The organism is Castellaniella sp. UC4447_H14, from assembly GCF_052978285.1.
In genome coordinates this window covers 1,865,142-1,886,722 of the sequence record NZ_CM129666.1, presented here as the reverse complement: position 1 = coordinate 1,886,722, position 21,581 = coordinate 1,865,142, and the positions used below count along the sequence as shown (strand labels likewise).

Genomic DNA, 21,581 nt, shown 5'->3' with positions numbered 1-21,581 from the left:
TCATGAACGTCGAAGGAATCCTGGTCCCCATCGTGACGCCCTTTGCGGCCGATGGCAGTGTCAATCTGGCCGCTCTGCGCCAACTGGTGGAACATTTCGTCCGGGCCGGGGTGGGCGGCATCGTGGCCTGCGGCACCACGGGCGAATACTACACGCTCAATGAGTCCGAGCGCGAACAAGTGCTGCGCACTGTGATCGAAACGGTGGGTGGGCGCATCACCACAGTGGCTGGCATCAACGCCCTGTCCACGGACGACAGCATTCGTCATGCCGCACAGGCCCGCGAACTCGGCTATGACGGATTGCTGTGCACGGCCCCGCCTTACAGCCTGGCCAGCCAGGACGGCATTCTGCTGCATTTTCGCAAGCTCGCGAAGGCCACGCCGCTGCCCATCATTCTGTACGACTTTCCGCAGCGCGTGGGGGTGCAGATCGCCGAGGAAACGGTGCATGAACTGGCGAAGGTCCCCAACATCGTCGGCGTGAAGGAAAGCAGCGGCAACTTCAATCGGGCGCTGTCGCTCATCCAGGCGCGCATTCCGGACTTCCACATCATCTGCGGCGCCGACGATACGGCGGCCGATTTCCTGTTCTGGGGCGTGCGAAGCTGGATCAGTGGCGGGGCCAACGTCTTTCCGGCCGAGCAGGTGGCGATGGTGAAGGCGGCCATCGCGGGGCGCTGGGACGAGGTTCGTTCACTCATGACCGGCATGTACCCGGTCATCCAGGCCATGGAGTCGGGCGACTACAACCAGAAGGCCAAGCTGGGTTGCCTGCGCCACGGTGTGGATGCGGGTACCGTACGCGTGCCGCTGGCACCGCTGTCGGGTGCCGACCAGCAGGCCTTCCGGGCCATGCTCGACGCCTACGGGCGCTGAAGGAGCGACATCATGCCATTGACCAAAGAGCAGGTTTTCGAGCACGCCCGGCTGGGCCAGTTGTGGGCCGGGCACCTGATTCCGGGCCACGACGTGCCGGGAACCGAATTGAACAACACCACACCGATCGACAACAGCGTGATCGGTGCCATCGAGAATGGCACGGCCCGCGATGTGGATCTGGCCGTGCGCGTGGCCCGTGCGACTTTCAAGTCCGGGGAGTGGTCGGCGCTCGCGCCCGCCGAACGCAAGCGCGTGATGCTCGCATGGGCGGACCTCATGCAGGCCCACATCGAGGAACTGGCGGCGCTGGACTGCGTAGACGCGGGCAAGCCGATTTCCGAATGTCTGAATACCGACCTGCCGGCCACGCTGGAGACCTTCCGCTGGTACGCCGAGGCGATCGACAAATGCTTTGGCCGGGTGGCGCCGACTGGGCCTCAGGCCATGGGTCTGATCGTGAAGGAGCCCATTGGCGTGGTGGGCACCGTGCTGCCGTGGAACTTTCCTGCGCAGATGTACGCCTGGAAAGTCGCACCCGCGCTGGCGGCCGGCAACTCCGTCATCGTCAAGCCCGCGGAACTGACCTCGTTGAGTGCATACCGCATGACGCAACTCGCCCACCAGGCGGGCATCCCGGCCGGCGCGCTGACGCTGGTCACGGGGTTGGGAGAAGAGGTCGGCGAGGCCCTAGGCCGGCACATGGACGTGGACGTGGTGTCTTTCACCGGTTCGACCGAGGTCGGGCGCTACTTCCTGAAGTATTCCGCCGAGAGCAACCTGAAGGAGATCGTGCTGGAGTGTGGCGGCAAGAGCCCGCAGGTGATCTTCGACGATGCGGACCTGGACGGCGCGGTGGACCACGTGCTGGCCGCTGCGTTCTGGAACATGGGCGAGAACTGCAGTTGCGGCTCGCGCCTGATCGTCCAGTCCGGCGTCAAGGATGCGCTGCTTGCGCGCCTGCGCGAACGCCTGGCGCAGTGGAAGGTCGGCCTGCCGACCGATGAGTCCGTGCAGATCGGACCCATGGTGGAGCAGGTGCATTTCGAAAAGGTTCGCACTTTCCTGCAGGGCGCGGAGGCCGAAGGCGCCCGTCTCGTGCATGGTGGTCGGATCCATGCCGATCTGGGCAGTGGCTGGTATGTGGAACCCACCATCTTCGACCATGTGTCGGCGGATTCCAGGCTGTTCCAGGAAGAGGTCTTCGGGCCCATTCTGGCGGTGACCCCGTTCGAGACCGAAGAACAGGCGATCGAGCTGGCCAACGACAGCCACTACGGCCTGGCGGCCTCGCTCTACACGACCGATGTGCGCCGCGCCCAGCGGGTGGCCCGGGCGATCCAGGCCGGGACTGTCTCCATCAACGGCTTCTCCGAGGGTGACATCACCACCCCGTTTGGCGGCTACAAGCAATCCGGTTTCGGCGGCCGCGACAATGGACTGGAAGCGCTGGATCAGTACCAGCAGATCAAGACCATCTGGTACGTGAATTGATCCGCTAGTGACCCGTTTGGTTGGTTTGTGCACTTATATTCGAATTAGCCAAAAGGGACACTAGTTCTCGATCACCGTGTGGGTGAATTCCATCAGGTAATCCATGAGGGCATCGGCGCCGGCGATGGCCCTCTCCGGATCCTTGGCGTGGATCCCCTCGGCCTCGAGCAGATGGCAGCGAGCCCCCCGCTCCAGGTCGCCTTCGTGCTGGAAGGCATACCAGAAGCGTCGGCATTGGATGATCATGGGCACGATGGCCTGCACCGCATAGGGATTGCGGCTCGCCTCGTGGTTGACGCGGTCCAGCGCCTGGTCCGCCTGCATGTAGCCTGCAAGGTCGCCACGCTCGGCGGCGCTGACCATGTCGCGGGCATGCTGTAGGAGACTGTCGCTCTGGCTCGGGCTGGCCCTGCGCGCCGACGATCCGGCAATCAGGCGCTCCAGCACGCGGCGCGTATCGATCAGGATCAGATGCTCGGCGATGCGGATTTCGCTCACGCGCAGGCCGCGTCGTGGCTGCTGCTCGATCAGTCCGCTGGCCACCAGCCGCATCAACGCTTCCCGAATGGGGGTTCGCCCCAGGCCGGTCATCTGGATCAGGTCGCTTTCCACGATCGGCTGATTCGGTTCCAGCTTTAACGTGGCGATCATGTGCTCGATCTGGTCGTAGGCCGCTTCGGTTGCGCGGACCTTCGTGGCATGGTTGGAGACGATCATGGCGCTATCCCCCATTGGAAGGGATCGTCGTCCTGCAGGATCAGGGTGGTCTCGGCGCTGATATGGGCGTTTCCTCGAATCGTTGGGATGATGGTGCCGTCCTCGCCGGGCTCATAGCTGGCCTGGAAAAGACTGCCGATGGTGCTGGCCTGGCGCCACACGGCGCCGGGGGCCAGCTTGCCGTCGGCGGCGAGGCAGGCCAGCTTGGCGCTCGTGCCCGTGCCGCAGGGCGAACGGTCGTAGGCCTTGCCCGGGCACAACACGAAGTTGCGGCTGTCGGCCTGTGCGTCGGGTCCGAACAGCTCGATGTGATCGATGCGCCCGCCGTCGCGCCCGCGGATGCCCTGATCCTCGAGCGCCCGGCCGATGGCGGCCGTATATTCCGTCAGCTCGGCCCGGTCGGCACCGGGGACCACACGGTCCGGCGCGTCCACCAGAAAGAACCAGTTGCCGCCCCAGGCGATGTCGCCGGTCGCGGCGCCGTATCCCGGCACCTGGACCGTCACAGCTTTTTGGTAGCGGTACGCCGGTACGTTGCGCACGCTCACCGAGCCGTCCTGGTGCAGCGTGGCCGTCACTGTGCCGACGGGGGTCTCGATGCGATGGACCCCTGGCCGGATGCGTCCCAGGTAGGCCAGGGACACCAGCAGGCCGATGGTGCCGTGGCCGCACATCCCGAGGTAGCCTGAATTGTTGAAGAAGATCACGCCGGCTGTCGCCGACGGGTCCTGCGGCGTGCAGAGCAGGGCGCCCACGATGACATCGCTGCCGCGCGGCTCCAGGATCACGGTCTTGCGCCAGTCGTCGTGGCGTTCAGATAGCAGCGCGCGCCGTTCGCTCATGGTGCCGTGGCCCAGGTCGGGAAATCCGTCCAGGATCAGGCGGGTGGGTTCGCCGCCGGTATGAGAATCCAGCAAGGAAATGCGTTTCATCGGAGGTCCTTGAACAAAGAGAAGCGCGTGGGGCGATAGGGATGCAGATCGATCGCCGGCACCCGGCCGGTTGCCAAGTCGCAGACCAGGCGGCCGGTGGCGGCGGACTGGGTCAGTCCCAGGTGGCCGTGGCCAAACGCATAGAGAAAGGCCGGATGGCGTGACGCCGGACCGATCACGGGCAGAGAGTCGGGCAGACTGGGCCGAAAGCCCATCCACTGCTGTCCGCCTTCGGTGCGCAACCCCGGCAGGAATGCCTTGGCCTTGTCCAGCATGGCCTGCGCGCGGCGGTAATCGGGCGCCCGCTTCAGGCCGGCGAGTTCGACGGCACCGCCGATCCGGATGCCGCAGGTCAACGGCGAGATGACGAAGCCGTGGTCCGCGAACGTGATTTGCCGGTGCAGATCCAGCGCGTCGGGCGGCAGCGTCGTGTTGTAGCCGCGTTCGGTTTCCAGCGGGATGGCATCGCCGAGCTGGCGCGTCAGGTGGTGCGACCATGCGCCGGCCGCAATCACGATCTGGCGCGCCTCGATGACGTTGCCGTCTTCCAGCGTGATGCGGCCACCCTGGGGAGTCGGGCTGAGCTGGCGGGCCGCGCCGCGGACCAGGCGGGCTCCATGCGCAAGCGCATGGTCGGCGATGTCCTGCGTCAGCTGCAGTGGGTCATCGATATTGCGCCAGTTGGGGATGTGGATACCGTGAGTGAATCGTGGCGAAAGGCCGGGCTGGAACGCCGCAAGTTCGGAACCCTGCAGCGGCTGGCTTTCGATGCCGTGCTTTGTGCGTTCCCGGACGACTTCCTGCGCAATGGAAAATCGGTCGGCGCCTTCGTAGACTTCCAGCATGCCCTGCGTGTGCAGATGCCGGTCCAGGCCCGTGCGGCCCATCATGGCGAGCATTTCGGTTTGGGCCAGCGACATCAGCGATACCTGCGACTGGACGTTTGCCTGGTAGTGACCGGGCCAACTGGCACGCCAGAGGCGCAGCAGCCAGGGCGCAATGCGGGGAAGGTAGGCGGGCGGCAGGCTCAGCGGTCCCATCGGATCGCGCATCCAGTGCAGGGCCTTGCGGATGATGCGTGGCGAAGCCAGCGGCAGGATTTCGGCGAAGGCGAGGCCCCCGGCGTTGCCGCGGCTGGCGCCGCTGGCAATATCGGTGCGTTCGATCAGCACCACGTCCAGGCCGGCTTCCCGCAGGTACACCGCGCAAGTGGCGCCAATGACGCCGCCACCGATGATGGCGATTTCGCAGCTAGATGTGGCCATGGGATTCTGGATCGGGGTGTTCCGACTATGATTCCACAGTGGCGCTAAATATGCAATGAATATATCTAAGCTGGGGCGAGCCCGTGTCGCCTGTCATTCGTTGCCCCAGCGGCGAGCGATAACGGCCCGTTCCAGCACGCCGATGAACTGCTGGATGGTGATCTGGCGGTTGCCAGGGAGATTGAAGAAGCGGAACGCGACGGCGTGCAGCGGCTTGCCGTTTTCCTGGATGAGCTGGGCGTGGCGCAGCAGCCGCAGGCTCACGTCCACCGGGTCGGCGCCGGGCAGATCGAGAGTGCAGTCCGGCAGGATGGTGCCGATATCCATTTTGGAGAGGAGTCCCTCCGGGTCGGCCAGGCGGACCCCGCCCGCACTCAGATCCAGCATGCGAAAGCGCGCTCGGCCCGACGGCAGCAGCCGATCTTCGATCAGGCAGTCCGCAGGGTTGCTGGGGGGGATGTCCACTCGAAAGGAGTCGCGCCGCTGCATGCGGCGGATCCTCGTGGGGGCGGCCATCGAGAGTGCGGGGCGACCGCCGTGCTGGGCGGGTGACAGTGGGCCGGAAAATTCGATCATCACGCGGTCCAGCGTGCCCTGAAGGCGGACCGACCGCGCCCGCAGAAGCTGGGCGTTGACCTCGTCCTCGGATGCGTTGTCCAGCAGCACCGCCCCGGTTCTCTTGTCGAGGGCGAGCAGTGTGGAAATGATGGAAGCGGTGTGGCCCGGGACATCCAGGCGCACCAGCGTGCGCTTGTTCAGCAGCCCGTTCAGGATGGCCTGGATCTGCAGCGGCTGCGAGACGGCAAAGGGATCGTCTTCCTGAAAAGCCATGGCAGGTAAGAATTCGTTGCAATACTTCAGTGTAAACGATCCGGCACTGGAGAAAGAGCCCCGGATCATCAGGGAAAATCATAGCTGCCGGAGGCAATCCCGACGCACTATTCCAATGCCTTGACCATGTCCTCCAGCACCTTCTTGGCGTCGCCGAACACCATCATGGTCTTGTCCATGTAGAACAGCTCGTTCTCCAGGCCCGCATACCCGGTGGCCATGGAGCGCTTGTTGACGATCACCGTGCGGGCCTTGTAGGCCTCCAGGATGGGCATGCCCGAGATGGGCGAATTGGGATCGTTCTTGGCGGCGGGGTTGACCACGTCGTTGGCACCCATGACCAGGACCACGTCGGTCTGGCCGAATTCGCCGTTGATGTCATCCATTTCGAAGACCTGATCGTACGGGACCTCCGCCTCGGCGAGCAGCACGTTCATGTGTCCGGGCATGCGCCCCGCAACGGGGTGGATCGCGTATTTCACCGTCACGCCCTGTTCGCCCAATTTGGCGGCGAGTTCCTTCAGCGCGTGCTGGGCACGCGCCACGGCCAGCCCGTATCCCGGCACGATAGTGACGGACTCCGCGTTGCTCATGAGGAAGGCCGCGTCGTCGGGGCTGCCGGACTTGACGCTGCGCTGGGTCTCGTCGTGCGCGCCCGCGGCCGACGGTTCAGCGCCGAATCCGCCCAGGATCACGTTGAAGAAGGACCGGTTCATGGCCTTGCACATGATGTAGGACAGGATGGCGCCCGAGGATCCCACCAGCGAACCCGCAATGATGAGCATGGGGTTTTCGAGCGAGAACCCGATGCCGGCCGCCGCCCACCCGGAGTAGCTGTTCAGCATCGAGATCACCACCGGCATGTCGGCGCCGCCGATCGGGATGATGATGAGCACCCCCAGCGCGAAGGCGATGGCTGCCATCAGCACATAAGGCAACCAGGACTGCGTGGCCATGAACCACAGGCCACAGGCGATCATCACCACGGCCAGCAGCAGGTTGAGCGGGTGCTGCCCGGGGAATACCACCGGTGCACCCCGGAAGAGCCGGAACTTGTATTTGCCCGACAGCTTTCCGAAGGCGATCACCGATCCGGAGAAGGTGATCGCCCCCACGAAGGTGCCGATGAACAGTTCCAGCCGATTGCCCACCGGGATGGGCGTGCCGGCTGCCGCGATGCCGAAGGCATGGGGTTCGGCCACGACCGCGACGGCAATCGCGACGGCCGCCAGGCCGATCATGCTGTGCATGAAGGCGATCAGTTCCGGCATCTTGGTCATCTCGACCTTGCGGGCCAGCAGCGTGCCTACGCTGCCGCCCACCAGCAGCCCCAGCAGGATGCGCCCAAGGCCCAGTGCCACGGTGCCCTCTCGTGCCAGGCCGATGATGAGCGCGGCCGTAGTCAGGATGGCAATGACCATGCCGATCATTCCGAAGAGGTTGCCGCGGCGCGAGGTCGTCGGGTGCGACAGGCCTTTCAGCGCCTGGATGAAGCAGACCGATGCGACCAGGTAAAGCAGCGTGACCAGATTGGCGGAGATCATGCCGGGCCTCCCTTGCGGTCCTTTTTCTTGAACATCTGCAGCATGCGCTGCGTCACCAGGAACCCGCCGAAGACGTTCACGGCGGCCAGCGCGACGGCGATCGTTCCCATGGACTGCGCCAAGCCGCCGTCTGTGAGGGCGGCCGCCAGCATGGCGCCGACGATGACGATCGCCGAAATGGCGTTGGTGACCGCCATGAGCGGCGTGTGCAGGGCGGGCGTTACGTTCCAGACGACGTGGAAGCCCACGTAGACCGCCAGTACGAAGATGATGATGTTGACGAGGGTGGGATTGACCGCTTCCATCAGGCGCTCCTCAGGACTTGGCCGTCCTGGCAGACCAGGCAGGCTTTGACAATGTCGTCGTCGGGCGGGATGGCCAGGCCGCCTTCGGCGTCGATGATGAGTTTCAGGAAATCCAGCACATTGCGCGCGTAGAGGGCGGAAGCGTCTGTCGCCAGCAGGGCTGGCAGGTTGGTAAGCCCGATGACGGTGACGCCCTGGTGTTCGGTGATTTCGCCGGCCACCGAGAGCGGGCAATTGCCGCCGCGCTCGACGGCCAGGTCCACGACCACCGAACCGGGCTTCATTGATGCGACGGTGTCGGCCTGGATCAGCGTGGGGGCCGGACGTCCCGGAATCAGGGCTGTGGTGATGACAATGTCGGCCTGCTTGCAGCGTTCGGCCACCAGCTGGCCCTGGCGCGCCATCCAGGCCGCCGGCATGGCGCGGGCGTAGCCGCCGGTACCCTGTGCGATTTCGCGTTCTTCATCGGTCTCGAACGGCACGTCGATGAACTTCCCGCCCAGCGACTCGACCTGTTCGCGTGCCGCCGGGCGCACGTCCGACGCTTCGACCACCGCCCCCAGGCGCCGTGCCGTGGCGATGGCCTGCAGGCCCGCCACACCGGCACCCAGCACGACGACGCGCGCGGCCTTCAGGGTACCCGCAGCCGTCATCAGCATCGGGAAGATGCGCCCGTAGTGGTGCGCCGCCAACAGGACCGCCTTGTAGCCCGCCAGGTTGGCTTGCGAGGACAGCACGTCCATGCTCTGAGCCCGGGTCGTGCGCGGGGCCGCTTCCAGCGCAAACGCCGTCAGCCGGGCATCGGCCAGGGTGCGCAGTCCGTCGGTGTCGTATGGATCCAGCATTCCCACCAAGGCTTGGCCGGGCCGCATGTTGGTCAGTTCGCCCGACGTCGGCCGGCGGACTTTCAGGATCAGCGGACAGGCCAGGGCGCCGGCTGCATCGGTAAGTGTGGCACCGGCCTGCTCATAGTCGGCATCCGGATAACGCGCAGGTGCGCCTGCGCCGCGCTCCACGAGCACGGAATGGTCCGCCTTGATCAGCTTCTTCACGGTCTCTGGCGTCGCCGCCACCCGGGTCTCGCCCGGCACTGTTTCGCGCGGGATGCCTATCTGCATGGTGCGCTCCGGGAGGGGAACATCGGCGTGGACGGCATGAAGGCCTCCTCTTTGAGTGCCTGTGATTTAATTTCTGCTTGTTTCCGTATAACAGAATTTCGCCGCCAAAGTCCGAATGTGCCGGCAGCGCCATTTCGAAATGGTCCTTATTCGCAACAGAATGCTGCAGCCGCGGCGGTTGGGTCCACGAGGGCGTTTGGCATGGGTTAGCATTCGGTTTATCGTCCGTGCACAGCGCGGAGTGCCGATTTCAACGCAGGATCCACCATGAATGTCTGGTTGAAGCGGGTGTTGTTCGGTCTTGTCATCGCGCTCATCATCGCGGTGGTGGGCCTGGCAATCTTCCTGCTGACCTTCAATCCCAACGCCTACAAGTCCAAGCTCGAAGATCTGGTCTACGCCCGCTATGGCCGCACGCTGACCATTGAAGGCGATATCGGCCTGTCGCTGTTTCCGCGTATCGGCCTGTCGGTCAAGGACGTGTCCCTGTCCAATCGCGGCAGCAAGGATCTGTTCGTATCGGTCGACAGCGCGCGCTTTGCGGTTGCCATCTGGCCGCTGCTGTCGAATCGGCTGGTGGTGGACCACGTGGCCATCAGCGGACTCAAGGCGTGGGTGGTGCGCAGCCCCAAGGGTCGCTTCAATTTCGACGATCTGCTGGAGAATCGCCGCCCGGTCCCTCGGGCTGTCGGGACGACGGCGGCCTTGGCGGGAGCCCTGGCCGCGCCCGTTGCGGGCGCCGATGATTCGGACCTGAACATCGACATTGCCGGCCTGGAACTGAAAGGCGGCCAGATCCATTACCACGACTTGCGCGACGGCGTGTCCACCACACTGACCGGCATCGAGGCCAATACGGGGCGCGTGACCTATGACCAGCCGTTCGACGTGGCCATCAGGGCGACCCTGAAGGGCGACGATCCTGTACAGGACGCCAAGCTGGATGCCCAGGCGCTGCTGCGCCTCAATCCGGGCGGACGGGGCTACTCGGCGCAAAAGATCAGCGTGCAGCTCGCCGGCCGCCTCGGCAACCTGAATCAGGCGCGTGCGACGCTGAAGGGCAATGTGGCTTTTGAGGGCCGCGCGCACGATTTCTCGGCCGGCAACCTGGAACTCGCGATCGCGGGTGATATCGTGGGTGCGCATCCCATCCAGGGACTGCAGGCCAGCCTGTCCGCCAGCCAATTGCGGCTGGACTCCCGCAATGCTGAACTGAAGGTTTCCAAGCTGGCGCTGCGGGCTTCCGGCAAGGACCAGGGGCGTGCCCTGGAACTCGCGCTGGACGCGCCGTCACTGGCCATTTCGCCGGACTCCGCCAAGGGCGACCCCGTGACGGGGACCTTCAAATGGACGGGTAGCGATACGCTGGCCATGTCGCTCAAGCTGGATGGCCTGTCGGGCAACGCGACGGAATGGCAGCTCCGGTCGGTGGACCTGGACGGCAATCTGACGCAGGGCAAACGCCTGCTGCGCCTGAAGCTGACCTCGCCGCTTTCCTGGAACAGCAGCCTGCGCAAGGGGACGCTCTCCGCCATCAAGGGGGATATCGCGATCCAGGACCAGGAGTTGCCCCAAGGCGGCTACGAGGCTCCCATGATTGGCAGCGTGCATGTGGACTTGGTGCGCGACGTAGTGGATGCCGATCTGAATGCCGTGGTCGACGGCGGGCAGGCCGCCTTCAAGGCCCAGGTGACGCAGTTGTCCCAGCCCGCGCCCGCGGTCGACTTCTCGTTCGGCACGGAAAAGCTGGACTTGAATCGCTGGCTGCCGGTGCCTCCGGGGGCGATCAAGGTCCAGACTCCTTCGAAGAGCGGCGAATCCAAGCCCGATGACAAGGCCAAGCCCGAGCCCAAGCCTGCCGCCGCGCCCGCCAAGGCGCCCGTGCCCGTGGGTTTTGACTGGTCTTTCCTGAAGGGGCGGAACATCCATGGAACGGTGAAGATCGGCGATTTGCGCGTCCGCGATGTCCAACTGACCGGTCTCAGCGCCCAGGCCGATGTGCAGAAAAACGCCCTCACGGTGTCCAAGCTGGCGGCGAAGCTCTATCAGGGTACGCTCAGCGGTCAGTTCACCGCCTCGACCGATCAGACACTGGGACTGCACCTGGCGCTGGACAAAGTCTCCGTGGCACCCCTCCTGCAGGCGCTGGGTACACAGGGTTCGCTGTCGGGGCTGGCCGACGCCCAGATTGACCTGACCGCCCAGGGTACGACGGTCCCGATCCTCGAAAAGTCGCTCGCCGGAAAAGCCGCCTGGCAGATTCGCGACGGAGCCGTGCACGGTCTGGATGCTACGCAGACGCTTTCCGACGTGGCTGGGGCTCTGGGCAATGTGCTCAAAGGGCGGCTGGATGCGGTGCCGTCGCCGTTCCAGAAGGGGCGCAGCACTGCCTTCACCAGCCTGGACGGGCATATCGACCTGAAAGACGGTATCGGCACGCTGTCCAAGTTGGCGCTGGTGTCGCAGCTCGTGCACGTAACCGAAGGCAAGCCGGCCCGGGTCGACCTGCCGGCGCGCAGTCTGGACGTGCTGCTTCAGGTCCAGGTTGCCGCCCATCCGCCCAAGGTCCTGGCGACCCCGCTGGGTTCCCTGCTCGGGGCTACCATCCCGGTGCGGGTGTCGGGCCCATGGGCTGATCCCAAGTATGATGTCCTGTGGAGCGACGTCCATAATCAGACCATCCAGCAGGCCCTGAAATCGGGACTGATGCAACTGCTTTCGGGCAAGGACCTCATCCAGCAGGCGCTCCCCGTGCCGGTGCCCGACGCCGAAACGCACCCCAAGCCTGGCTCCAAGGCCGACACGGTCGAGCGGTTGGGCAATGCGATAAAAGGCCTGCTGGGCCAATGAACAGGAGATCAAGGTGACCGAATCTTTTCATCCGATTGCCGGAGGCGCCGGGCTGGGGCAGGCCGGTGCTGGCGACTACGACCGCCGCTGGCTGCTGGTGGATGACGACAATGCCTGGCTGACGGGCAATCAGGCTCCCCGGCTGGGCGAGCTGGAGCTGTCGCTGCGATTTGGCTATCTGGTGATTCGCGCGCCCGGCATGCTTCGCCTGGACATTCCGCTGGATGTCATCGAAGACGACGACAGCGTGGAACGCGTCGCACGCGTCGGCAATCAGGACGTGCGAGTGGTGGATGAAGGTGATCTGGCCGCCGCCTGGTTTGCAGAATGGCTGGGACAGCCCTGCCGCCTGATGAAAGTGCATCCCGAGGCCGCCCCGGTCGCCTGGGCCGTTTGAGCGGGCTCGACCGGCCCCGCCCGGCCCGCGGGCGGACACGGCAGCCGAACGTCAGTCGCCCTGTTGTTGATCCTGCTGTTCCCTGAGCGCCTTGGCTTTGGTGTGCAGCCAGCGTTCCACCGACGGGAAGACGAACTTGCTGACGTCCCCGCCCAGGATGGCGATCTCACGCACGATGGTCCCCGAGATGAACTGGTACTGATCCGAAGGGGTCATGAACAGCGTTTCGACCTCGGGCAGCAGGTGGCGGTTCATTCCCGCCATCTGGAACTCGTATTCGAAATCCGAAACGGCCCGCAGCCCCCGCACGATGACGCGGGCGCTCTGCTCGCGCACGAAGTCCTTCAGCAGGCCGCCGAAACTGCGGACCCGCACGTTGGGATAGTGGCCCAGGACTTCCTCGGCGATCTTCAGGCGCTCTTCCAGGGTGAAGAAAGGCCGCTTGTTCTGGCTTTGGGCAACCCCCACCACGACCTGATCGAACAAATTCGCGGCACGGCGTACAAGATCCTCGTGTCCGCGAGTCAACGGGTCGAACGTGCCCGGATAGACGGCGGTAATCATGAGGCCTCCGTGATGTGTTTATTGCCATTATTCATGTTTTCTTGCGCCGCAGCAAACTTCAGCAGGTGGTAGTGGACCTGGCCGGCCCGGCCCTGCCGCAAGAGCTGCCAATCGCCCGGCGGTTCGGCCAGCGCAGTTTCGGCCTCCAGGTAAAGCAGGCCGCCCGGGCGCAGCGCCCGCCCCACCAGCGGCCACAGGCGTGGCAGCCACTGTTCGCCGAAAGGGGGATCCAGCAGGATCAGATCGAAGCTCGGCTCGGGCTGCTCCCGAAGGTACATCAGGGCGTCGCCGGCGTGAATGTGGACGGAGGCAGCCTGGAGGCGTGATTGGACGGCTCGCAAGCCCGCCAGGGCGGCAGGCGCCCGTTCCACCATCTGGACGTGATCCACGCCGCGGGATGCGGCCTCGAATCCCAGCGCGCCGGTACCGGCAAACGGGTCCAGCACGCGGTGTCCGCCGAAAGAACCGCCCCAGAAATGGGCCAGCCAATTGAATAGCGTCTCGCGCACACGATCAGGCGTGGGGCGCAGGTGTTCGCCTTCGGCGACGGCGATGACCGTGCGGCGAAAGCAACCGCCTACAATACGAATCTGATGCTTCTTCATGCGCCTGGCACGATGTCGGGCGTTGGCCGGAACCGTTCAGTGTAAAGCCTATGTTCAGTTTTTTTAAGCGCAAGAAAGCCGATCCGGCGCCGCAGGCCGCCCCGGCCCCTGCGGAAGTCCCGGATGTGGCGCCGGTTGCACCGACGGAATTGCCGCTGGAGCTTCAGGTGTCCCGCCCTGCGGAGGACGTGCCGGTCGGCGTGGAAACACGGGTGCCGCCCGCGGCACGCGGCCAGGGCGGCGGGGAGGGCGATCACCCGGCGCCACAGGGTCTCGTCGGAGAGACGGACCGCACCAGCCAGCCGCCCGATGCCTGGTCGGATCGTCCGGACGACGTGTCGGCGGATCCGCTGGCGCGACTGGAACAGTCCCCCGACTCCGAGGCGGCGTCCTGGCTGGCCCGCTTGCGCCACGGCCTGTCGCGCACTGGACAGAATCTGGGAAGCCTATTCCTGGGGGTAAAGGTCGATGAAGCCCTCTTCGAGGAACTGGAGACCGCCCTCATCATGGCCGACGCTGGTGTGGAGGCCACCCAGAAACTTCTGGACCAGCTTCGGGCCCGTGTCCGGCGCGACCGCATCGACCAGCCGGATGCCGTCCGCGCGGCGCTGCAGGCGATTCTGGCCGATCATCTGAAAGTTCTGGAAAAGCCGTTCGTGGTGGGCGAAATCGCTCCTATGGTGGTGATGATCGCGGGCGTCAACGGCGCGGGCAAGACCACCTCCATCGGCAAGCTGGCCCATGCACTGCGGGCGCGCAGCGCCTCGGTGCTGCTCGCGGCGGGCGATACCTTCCGCGCAGCCGCGCGCGAGCAGCTCGTGGCCTGGGGAACACGCAACGGCGTCACGGTCATCGCCCAGGAAGGCGGCGATCCGGCGGCGGTGGCTTTCGACGCAGTGAACGCTGGCCGCGCACGTGGGGTCGATGTGGTGCTGGTGGACACAGCGGGGCGGCTGCCCACGCAGCTTCACTTGATGGAAGAGCTGAAAAAGATCCGGCGCGTGATCGGCAAGGCGGATCCCGCGGCGCCTCACGAGATCCTGCTCGTCGTGGACGGCAACACGGGGCAGAACGCGCTGGCGCAGATCCGGGCTTTTGATGCGGCCCTAGGTCTGACGGGCCTCATCGTCACGAAGCTGGACGGGACAGCGCGCGGCGGCACGCTGGCGGCCGTGGCGGCCGGCAGCCAGGGCGTGCGCCCCGTTCCGGTGTATTGGATCGGCGTGGGCGAGAGCATGCAGGACCTGCAGCCCTTCGTCGCCGCCGAGTTTGCCGAGGCCTTGCTGGGCCGGCGGGCGGACTAAAATCCCGACAGATCTGTTTGATGAGAGACCGCAAGTATATGAGCATGGATGTTGGGGCAGCCTTTGAAGCTGCACAATCCCTGGAAATTTCCCCGGTCCAGGAAATCGTGGCCGAGCTTCGCGCCGGCCGAATGGTCATTCTGTGCGACGAGCAGGATCGGGAGAACGAAGGCGACCTGCTCATGGCGGCCGACTTCGTCACCCCGGACGCCATCAATTTCATGGTGACTCATGCGCGCGGCCTGGTGTGCCTGACGCTCACCCATGAACGCTGTGAACAGCTCCGGCTGTCGCTGATGTCGGACCGCAACGGCTCCCAGTACGGCACGAATTTCACGATTTCCATCGAGGCCGCCCAGGGCGTCACCACGGGCATTTCGGCGGCGGACCGGGCGCGGACGATCCAGGCTGCCGTGGCGCGGGACGCTCGTCCGGGCGACGTGGTGCAGCCCGGGCATATCTTCCCGGTGCGCGCTGTTCCAGGCGGTGTGCTGGTGCGCGCCGGCCATACCGAGGCGGGTTGCGACCTGACGGCCATGGCCGGACTGACGCCGGCCGCCGTCATCTGCGAGGTGCTCAAGCCCGACGGCACCATGGCGCGTTTGCCGGACCTGAAACTCTTTGCCCGCGAACATGGCCTGAAGATCGGCACCATTGCGGATCTGATCCAGTACCGCAGCGAGCATGAGTCCATGATAGAGCGACTCGTCGAACGGCCGGTGTCCACTCCATGGGGGGATTTCCGCGCGGTGGCCTATCGTGATCGCGCCTCGAATGCGCCGCATCTGGCGCTTGTGCACGGTGCCATCCTGCCCGATCAGGAAACCCTGGTGCGGGTGCACGAGCCCACCAGCGTGCTGGATCTGCTGTGCGAAACGGCGCCCGGTCATAGCTGGACGATCCCGCACGCACTGCGAGTGATCTCGCAGGCTGAGAGCGGTGTCCTGGTCCTGCTGAACTGCCAGGGAGGCGCCGACCCGCTGTTCGCGCAGTTCGGCGCCTGGGCGCGCGACTCGGCGGCGGACGGTACACCCGACGCCGCCGCGGCGGGCGAGCGGCATGGGCTGCGTACTTTCGGCATTGGTGCGCAGATCCTGCGCGACCTCGGGGTGAAGCAGGCGCGCCTGCTGGCGCGCCCGCGGAAAATGCCCAGCATGGCAGGGTTTGCCCTGACGATTACGGGTTACCATAACGAACCTGGCGTCTCGAACACGCCCCTCTGACCACGGAGTTTCGACTATGAACCCTTATGTGATGACCCCCGACATGAACGGGGAAGGCCTGCACATCGGCATCGTGCGCGCCCGGTTCAATGCCGAAATCGGCGAAGCCGAGCTGCAGACTTGCCTGGACGAACTGGCTGCCCTGGGCGTGGATGAGCGCGATGTCATGGTGGTGTCAGTGCCGGGCGCGCTCGAGCTCGGTGTGACGCTGGCCCAGATGGCAGAGACCTTCGAATTCGATGCGCTCATAGCGCTGGGCGCCGTGATCCGCGGCGAGACCTATCACTTCGAGACCGTCAGCAACGAATCCGCCGCCGCGATGAGCCGCGTGGCTCTCGAAACCGGCATCCCCGTGGCCAATGGCGTCCTGACCGCCTACACCGAGGAGCAGGCCAAGGCGCGAGCGGCCGACAAGGGGCGCGACTGCGCTCGCGTGGCCGTGGAAATGGCCAACCTGGTGGCGGCGCTGGAGCCGGAGTCGGATGATGACGACGATGACAGCGACGACTTCGAAGACGAGGACGAAGACGAAGACGAAGACGATAACGAGGGCCGCAATGAGTGATCCCCGGCCGGCGCGCAACGGGCGTGCCAATGCCCGCAGCGCGCGCCGCATGGCGCGTGAATTTGCCCTCCAGGGTGTTTATGCCTGGCTGCTGCGCGGGGACGCCGATGCGGCCGAACTGGGCGAAATCGATGCCCATGTGCGCGACGGCGAGGGCTTCGAACAGGCCGATGGGGATTGGTACCGTACGCTGCTCCAGGGCGCCATTGCCCAGGCGCCGGTGCTGCGCGAGCGTTTTGTCCCCTATGTGGACCGGCCATTGGCCGAGCTCTCGCCCGTCGAGCACGCGGTACTGCTCATCGGCAGTTTCGAGCTGGTGCATCACCTCGAGGTCCCTTACCGGGTCGCCATCAACGAGGCTGTGGAACTTGCCAAGTCGTTTGGCGGAACAGACGGCTATCGCTTCGTCAACGGCGTGCTCGACAAGCTGGCGGCCGAAGTCCGCGCAGCCGAAGTCCACGCGCCCGTCCGCCACTGATCCATTTGGCGCCATCATGTCCGCGGACAGTGAATTCGATCTGATTGCCCGCTATTTCGATCGGCCGGTGCCGCCCGGAATGCTGGGGGTCGGAGACGATTGCGCGCTGCTGCCTCTGTCTCCCGGATGCGAGCTGGCGGTCAGCACGGACATGCTGGTCCAGGGCCAGCACTTCCTGTCCGACGTGGACCCGCGATCCCTGGGGCACAAGGCGCTGGCGGTGAACCTGTCCGACCTGGCGGCCATGGGAGCCCGACCATTGGCCTGCACGCTGGCCTTGTCCTTGCCGGGTATCGACCATCCATGGCTTCAGGGCTTTTCCGACGGTTTCCATGCGCTGGCGGAAAAGTCGCGGTGTCCGCTGGTGGGCGGGGACACCACGCACAATCCCGACGGCATCGTCATCAGCGTGACGGTCATGGGCGAAGTTCGCCGCGCGCACGCGCTACGCCGCAGCGGCGCCCGCGAGGGCGACGATATCTGGCTGTCGGGGTCGCTGGGAGCCGCCTACGTTGCGTTGCTGCTGCGGCAGGGCTATCTGCCTCCGGATGCGGCCCGCCTTCAGGCGAGCTGCAAAGCGATGGACTGGCCTGTTCCGCGTCTCCATCTGGGGCGATATCTGGGCAGCGTGGCGCATGCCGCGATCGATCTTTCCGACGGTCTCCTGCAGGACTTGGGCCATATCCTGGAACAGAGCCACTGCGGCGCGGAGCTCCAACTGGATGCGTTGCCCGCGGATCCGAGCCTGGAAGGGCTGGAGGAGGCCGTGCGACGCGAGGCCATCCTGGGCGGCGGAGATGTCTACGAACTCTGCTTTACCGCGCCCCCGCTGCGCCGAGAGCAGATTTACGCCCTTCAACAGCGGCTTGGGGTGCCGCTCACGCGGGTCGGCACCATCGTTCGAGGCGCCGGTGTGCGTGTGCTTGACGCACACGGGGACGAGATCCCCATCACCCTGCGCGGTTTCGATCATTTTTCTCGGGCCACGTCACCGTCGCCGACACCTACCGGCGGACCCCTTCCATGACGTTTCCCAAAAACGCTTTGCCCGATTCCAGCCGCCCGACGCTGGCCTGGATGTTGGCCCGGCCGGAGCGCATCGTCGGTTTCGGTTTGGGCTCGGGCCTGATCCATCCGGCGCCCGGGACCTGGGGTACCCTCATGGGATGGCTGCTGTGGTGGCTGTTCGTGGGGCGATTGCCCGGTGGCTGGGTGTTTGCCGTGCTGGTGGTCGCGTTTGCGGGCGGCTGCTGGGTGGCACAGCGTTGCAGCGATGACTTGGGCGTCGCGGATTTCGGGGGCATCAACTGGGACGAGATCGTCGCCATCTGGCTGGTGCTGTGGCTGCTGCCGTCCACGTTCTGGATGCAGGCGGCGGGCGTGGTGCTGTTTCGTGTGTTCGACATCCTCAAGCCTGCCCCCGTCAGTTGGCTGGACCGGAACTGCAAGGGCGGCTTTGGCATCATGATCGACGACATTGCTGCCGCGCTTTATGCTGTATTGGTGGCCTGGCTGTTGATCCGATGGGGAGTGCTGCCATGATCGTCCGTGAAATTCGTGCCCTTGCGGGCGAACTCGGCTCCGCCCTGCGGGTGGCCGGTTCGCTGTGCGCCACGGCGGAATCCTGCACCGGCGGTCTTCTGGCCGGGGCCATTACGTCATGCCCGGGATCCAGCCAATGGTTCGAACGCGGCTTCGTGACCTATAGCAACGCCGCGAAGATCGCCGAGCTCGGCGTGTCGGCCGATACGCTGGAACGCTATGGTGCGGTCAGCGAGGAAACGGCCATGGAGATGGCCGCCGGTGTCTTGGCCGTGGTGCCGCAGGCGCGTCTGGCTCTGTCCACGACGGGCATCGCGGGTCCTGGCGGCGCGGTGCCGGGCAAGCCGGTGGGCATGGTGTGCTTCGGCATTGCTCGCCGCGCCGGCTCCGGCATCGTCACGCGGGCCGTGACTCGAGTCTTCGAGGGCGACCGCGAAGCCGTCCGGCTGTCGTCCGTGCACCATGCCCTGCAGATGGCGCTGGAAGATCTGCGCAAGGCGAGAGCTTAGCGAACGGGCTGCCGTCCGATTACGCGCCGCGATCCGCCCGCAGGCAGCGCATCCGGATTCCGCCCGGCCCCGGAGCGGTCCGCTTGCGGCCGGTTCAGTCCAGCAGCGCCGAGCGTATCGCGTCGCGTGTCCGCCGGGCAGCATCCCCGGCCGCTTTTGCCCAGTCTCCGTCGGCCCCGGCATAGAGAATGGCGCGCGACGAATTGATCATCATTCCCCGGCCGTTGTGCGTGCGACCCGCATGTACCGTTGCGGCAATGTCGCCGCCCTGGGCACCGATGCCCGGAATCAGCAATGGCATGTCTCCGACACGGGCGCGAACCTGGGCGATCTCCTCCGGCACTGTGGCGCCCACTACCAGGGCACATTGGCCGTGCGAGTTCCAGCGTTGTGCCACCTGGTCGGCGACGTGCAGGTAGAGCGGGGTGCCGTTTTCCAGCCGCAGATCCTGCAGATCCGCGCCGCCGGGGTTGGAGGTACGGCAGAGGACGATCACCCCTTTGTCGCCATATTCCAGATAAGGCTGTACGGAGTCGTACCCCATGTAGGGATTGACCGTCACCGCGTCGGCGGCGTAGCGCTCGAACGCTTCGCGGGCATATTGGGTGGCGGTAGCGCCGATGTCGCCGCGCTTGGCATCCAGCACGATGGGCAGGTGCGGGTATCGACTGCGAATGTATCGGCAGATATCCAGAAGCTGGTCTTCCGCCTTCAGCGCGGCGAAGTAGGCGATTTGCGGCTTGAAACCGCAGGCGTAGGGCGCCGTGGCATCCACAATCCCCCTGCAGAACGCGTCGACGGCATCCGCGCGGCCGGATAGTCCGGCCGGAAGCCGGCGCTCGTCGGGGTCCAGCCCCACCATGAGGAGGGAATCCTGGCGGGTCCAGGCGCGGTTCAGTTTGTCGGTGAAGGTCATCAATCCGTCCATGCTCGGGGTCCCAGTACCGCCAGCCAAGTCGCCGCCGCAAGCAGCAGCGCGAACAGCACGGCTGCGCTGCCGATATCCTTGGCGCGCCCCAGCAGCGGATGGTGGTCTGTGCTGATGGCGTCGGCCAGCGCCTCGATTGCGGAATTGATCAGTTCCACGATCAGCACCAGCACCAGGCATCCGGCCAACAGCAGGCGTTCCAGCGCTGTGTGGCCCAGCCACAGCGCCAACGGCATCAGCACGATGGCGAGCGCGACTTCCTGACGGAACGCCGCCTCGTGGCGCCAGGCCGCTCCGAGTCCCTGCAGCGAGTAGACCAGGGCCCGCGCGATGCGTCGGAGTCCGCCGGTGCTTTTGTAGGGGGAGGGTTGGTTCATGGGGCAATGCGGTCGGGGTGTCTGCGCATTGTACGCAATGGCGCGGCCCGGCATTGAATCTTCATGGTAGCCTTTGAGTGAGGACGCCGCCTGTGGTGGGGGCGCCCCTGTTGCATGGCTCCGGTGAGCGAGCCGCGAAAGGACTCGGATGATCAACCTTCCCACTTTCGACGATGTCGTGGCAGCGTCGGAACGCATCAAGGGCCACGCTCACGAAACCCCCGTGATGACCTCGCGCACGGTCGACGAAGAGTTCGGCGCCAAGGTCTTCTTCAAGTGCGAAAACCTGCAGCGCATGGGTGCCTTCAAGTTCCGCGGCGGGTTCAATTCCCTCTCGAAGCTCGGTCCCGAACAGCGCAAGGCGGGTGTCGTTGCCTTTTCTTCCGGCAACCATGCGCAGGCCGTTGCGCTGTCGGCCACGCTCCTGGGCATACCCGCCACCATCCTCATGCCAGACGACGCGCCGACGGCCAAGATGGCTGCCACCAAGGGCTACGGCGGCAATGTGGTGACCTACGATCGCTACACGGAAGACCGCGAGCAGATCTGCCGGGAACTGGCGGAAAGGCGCGGCCTGACACTGATTCCGCCCTACGATCACCCGGACGTGCTGTCTGGCCAGGGGACGGCCGCCAAGGAATTGTTCGAGCAGGCAGGCCCTCTGGATGCCTTCTTCGTGCCGCTGGGCGGCGGCGGGCTGCTGTCCGGCTGTGCCTTGGCTACACGGGCGCTGTCGCCGGACTGCCGGCTGTACGGGGCGGAGCCTGAAGCGGGTAATGACGGCCAGCGTTCGTTCCGCACGGGCAGCATTGTCCATATAGACACGCCCAAGACCATTGCCGATGGCGCGCAAACGCAGCACCTGGGAAACGTGACGTTCCCGATCATCCAGCGTGATGTCAATGACATCCTGACCGCTTCGGATACGGAACTCGTCGAGTGCATGGCCTTCATGGCCGCCCGAATGAAGCTGATTGTCGAGCCCACCGGCTGCCTGGGTTTCGCGGCGGCCCGGAAGATGAAAGGCGAGCTGAAGGGCAAGCGCGTCGGTGTGCTCCTCAGTGGCGGAAACGTCGACATGGCGCGCTTCGCCGGCCTGCTCGGCGCCCGGCCTTGAGCCTTCGTTTCAGACCTTGGGCGGGGTGAAACGAAAAA

The 21,581-nt window shown here is 65.4% G+C and carries 23 protein-coding genes; 12 read left to right on the top strand and 11 right to left on the bottom strand.

Features of this window, described 5'->3' with window-relative positions; translation table 11 throughout:
• Positions 1-2: 2 nt before the first annotated feature.
• Entirely contained in the window at positions 3-878 is an 876-nt protein-coding gene (gene dapA / locus ACVCMJ_RS09060; RefSeq protein ID WP_447081089.1) for a 4-hydroxy-tetrahydrodipicolinate synthase, read from the top strand.
• Positions 879-890: 12 nt separating this feature from the next.
• On the top strand, positions 891-2,372 hold the full coding sequence (locus ACVCMJ_RS09055; RefSeq protein WP_447081088.1) for an aldehyde dehydrogenase: 1,482 nt from the start codon (positions 891-893) through the stop codon (positions 2,370-2,372).
• Positions 2,373-2,432: 60 nt separating this feature from the next.
• On the opposite strand, the gene ACVCMJ_RS09050 is transcribed toward ACVCMJ_RS09055, so the two are convergent.
• The 7 genes from ACVCMJ_RS09050 to ACVCMJ_RS09020 all read right to left on the bottom strand — a co-directional run bounded on the left by ACVCMJ_RS09050 (position 2,433) and on the right by ACVCMJ_RS09020 (position 9,084).
• Positions 2,433-3,089, bottom strand: coding sequence for a GntR family transcriptional regulator (locus ACVCMJ_RS09050; RefSeq protein WP_447081087.1), 657 nt, complete (start codon positions 3,087-3,089; stop codon positions 2,433-2,435).
• Entirely contained in the window at positions 3,086-4,021 is a 936-nt protein-coding gene (locus tag ACVCMJ_RS09045) for a 4-hydroxyproline epimerase (RefSeq protein ID WP_447081086.1), read from the bottom strand. Before ACVCMJ_RS09045 ends, ACVCMJ_RS09050 begins: the two co-directional genes overlap by 4 nt.
• A complete protein-coding gene (locus ACVCMJ_RS09040) occupies positions 4,018-5,286 on the bottom strand; it encodes an NAD(P)/FAD-dependent oxidoreductase (protein ID WP_447081085.1) in 1,269 nt (422 codons plus the stop codon). The genes ACVCMJ_RS09045 and ACVCMJ_RS09040 overlap by 4 nt, the downstream gene beginning before the upstream one ends.
• A gap of 93 nt (positions 5,287-5,379) precedes the next feature.
• Positions 5,380-6,117, bottom strand: coding sequence for a flagellar brake protein (locus tag ACVCMJ_RS09035; RefSeq protein WP_447081084.1), 738 nt, complete (start codon positions 6,115-6,117; stop codon positions 5,380-5,382).
• A 107-nt stretch (positions 6,118-6,224) separates the two neighbouring features.
• Positions 6,225-7,661, bottom strand: coding sequence for an NAD(P)(+) transhydrogenase (Re/Si-specific) subunit beta (locus tag ACVCMJ_RS09030; protein WP_447081083.1), 1,437 nt, complete (start codon positions 7,659-7,661; stop codon positions 6,225-6,227).
• Positions 7,658-7,966, bottom strand: a complete 309-nt coding sequence (locus ACVCMJ_RS09025) for an NAD(P) transhydrogenase subunit alpha (protein WP_447081082.1) — start codon at positions 7,964-7,966, stop codon at positions 7,658-7,660. Before ACVCMJ_RS09025 ends, ACVCMJ_RS09030 begins: the two co-directional genes overlap by 4 nt.
• A complete protein-coding gene (locus ACVCMJ_RS09020) occupies positions 7,966-9,084 on the bottom strand; it encodes a Re/Si-specific NAD(P)(+) transhydrogenase subunit alpha (protein ID WP_447081081.1) in 1,119 nt (372 codons plus the stop codon). The genes ACVCMJ_RS09025 and ACVCMJ_RS09020 overlap by 1 nt, the downstream gene beginning before the upstream one ends.
• Positions 9,085-9,351: 267 nt before the next feature.
• Here ACVCMJ_RS09020 and ACVCMJ_RS09015 point away from each other — a divergent pair, with 267 nt between their 5' ends.
• Together ACVCMJ_RS09015 and ACVCMJ_RS09010 are read left to right on the top strand one after the other, a co-directional pair.
• A complete protein-coding gene (locus tag ACVCMJ_RS09015; RefSeq protein WP_447081080.1) occupies positions 9,352-11,934 on the top strand; it encodes an AsmA family protein in 2,583 nt (860 codons plus the stop codon).
• Positions 11,935-11,947: 13 nt separating this feature from the next.
• Positions 11,948-12,331 (top strand): MOSC N-terminal beta barrel domain-containing protein, encoded by a 384-nt coding sequence (locus ACVCMJ_RS09010; protein WP_447081079.1) that lies wholly within the window; start codon positions 11,948-11,950, stop codon positions 12,329-12,331.
• A gap of 51 nt (positions 12,332-12,382) precedes the next feature.
• On the opposite strand, the gene coaD is transcribed toward ACVCMJ_RS09010, so the two are convergent.
• Together coaD and ACVCMJ_RS09000 are read right to left on the bottom strand one after the other, a co-directional pair.
• Positions 12,383-12,895, bottom strand: coding sequence for a pantetheine-phosphate adenylyltransferase (gene coaD / locus ACVCMJ_RS09005; protein ID WP_447081078.1), 513 nt, complete (start codon positions 12,893-12,895; stop codon positions 12,383-12,385).
• Positions 12,892-13,500, bottom strand: coding sequence for an RsmD family RNA methyltransferase (locus ACVCMJ_RS09000; protein ID WP_447081077.1), 609 nt, complete (start codon positions 13,498-13,500; stop codon positions 12,892-12,894). Before ACVCMJ_RS09000 ends, coaD begins: the two co-directional genes overlap by 4 nt.
• Before the next feature lie 50 nt (positions 13,501-13,550).
• Between ACVCMJ_RS09000 and ftsY the strand changes: the two genes are divergently transcribed.
• Genes ftsY through ACVCMJ_RS08965 form a run of 7 tightly spaced genes read left to right on the top strand, consistent with a single transcriptional unit; the run spans position 13,551 to position 19,121 of the window.
• Positions 13,551-14,804 (top strand): signal recognition particle-docking protein FtsY, encoded by a 1,254-nt coding sequence (ftsY, locus tag ACVCMJ_RS08995; protein WP_447081076.1) that lies wholly within the window; start codon positions 13,551-13,553, stop codon positions 14,802-14,804.
• Positions 14,805-14,842: 38 nt separating this feature from the next.
• Positions 14,843-16,027, top strand: coding sequence for a bifunctional 3,4-dihydroxy-2-butanone-4-phosphate synthase/GTP cyclohydrolase II (gene ribBA, locus ACVCMJ_RS08990; protein ID WP_447081075.1), 1,185 nt, complete (start codon positions 14,843-14,845; stop codon positions 16,025-16,027).
• 16 nt (positions 16,028-16,043) lie between these two features.
• Positions 16,044-16,592 carry a 6,7-dimethyl-8-ribityllumazine synthase gene (ribH, locus tag ACVCMJ_RS08985; RefSeq protein ID WP_447081074.1) on the top strand — a complete coding sequence of 183 codons (549 nt, stop codon included), beginning with the start codon at positions 16,044-16,046 and terminating at the stop codon, positions 16,590-16,592.
• Entirely contained in the window at positions 16,585-17,070 is a 486-nt protein-coding gene (gene nusB, locus ACVCMJ_RS08980) for a transcription antitermination factor NusB (RefSeq protein ID WP_447081073.1), read from the top strand. The genes ribH and nusB overlap by 8 nt, the downstream gene beginning before the upstream one ends.
• A gap of 16 nt (positions 17,071-17,086) precedes the next feature.
• A complete protein-coding gene (thiL, locus tag ACVCMJ_RS08975; protein WP_447081072.1) occupies positions 17,087-18,097 on the top strand; it encodes a thiamine-phosphate kinase in 1,011 nt (336 codons plus the stop codon).
• The gene (locus tag ACVCMJ_RS08970) at positions 18,094-18,612 is read left to right on the top strand and encodes a phosphatidylglycerophosphatase A family protein (RefSeq protein ID WP_447081071.1); all 519 of its coding nucleotides are present in this window, start codon (positions 18,094-18,096) and stop codon (positions 18,610-18,612) included. Before thiL ends, ACVCMJ_RS08970 begins: the two co-directional genes overlap by 4 nt.
• On the top strand, positions 18,609-19,121 hold the full coding sequence (locus tag ACVCMJ_RS08965) for a CinA family protein (RefSeq protein ID WP_447081070.1): 513 nt from the start codon (positions 18,609-18,611) through the stop codon (positions 19,119-19,121). Before ACVCMJ_RS08970 ends, ACVCMJ_RS08965 begins: the two co-directional genes overlap by 4 nt.
• 94 nt (positions 19,122-19,215) lie before the next feature.
• Here the strand turns inward: ACVCMJ_RS08965 and pyrF are convergent, their stop codons facing one another.
• The gene (gene pyrF / locus ACVCMJ_RS08960) at positions 19,216-20,037 is read right to left on the bottom strand and encodes an orotidine-5'-phosphate decarboxylase (RefSeq protein WP_447082715.1); all 822 of its coding nucleotides are present in this window, start codon (positions 20,035-20,037) and stop codon (positions 19,216-19,218) included.
• Positions 20,037-20,426, bottom strand: a complete 390-nt coding sequence (locus ACVCMJ_RS08955; protein ID WP_447081069.1) for a diacylglycerol kinase — start codon at positions 20,424-20,426, stop codon at positions 20,037-20,039. The genes pyrF and ACVCMJ_RS08955 overlap by 1 nt, the downstream gene beginning before the upstream one ends.
• Before the next feature lie 148 nt (positions 20,427-20,574).
• Here ACVCMJ_RS08955 and ACVCMJ_RS08950 point away from each other — a divergent pair, with 148 nt between their 5' ends.
• On the top strand, positions 20,575-21,543 hold the full coding sequence (locus tag ACVCMJ_RS08950) for a threo-3-hydroxy-L-aspartate ammonia-lyase (RefSeq protein WP_447081068.1): 969 nt from the start codon (positions 20,575-20,577) through the stop codon (positions 21,541-21,543).
• The last annotated feature ends 38 nt before the right edge of the window (positions 21,544-21,581 follow it).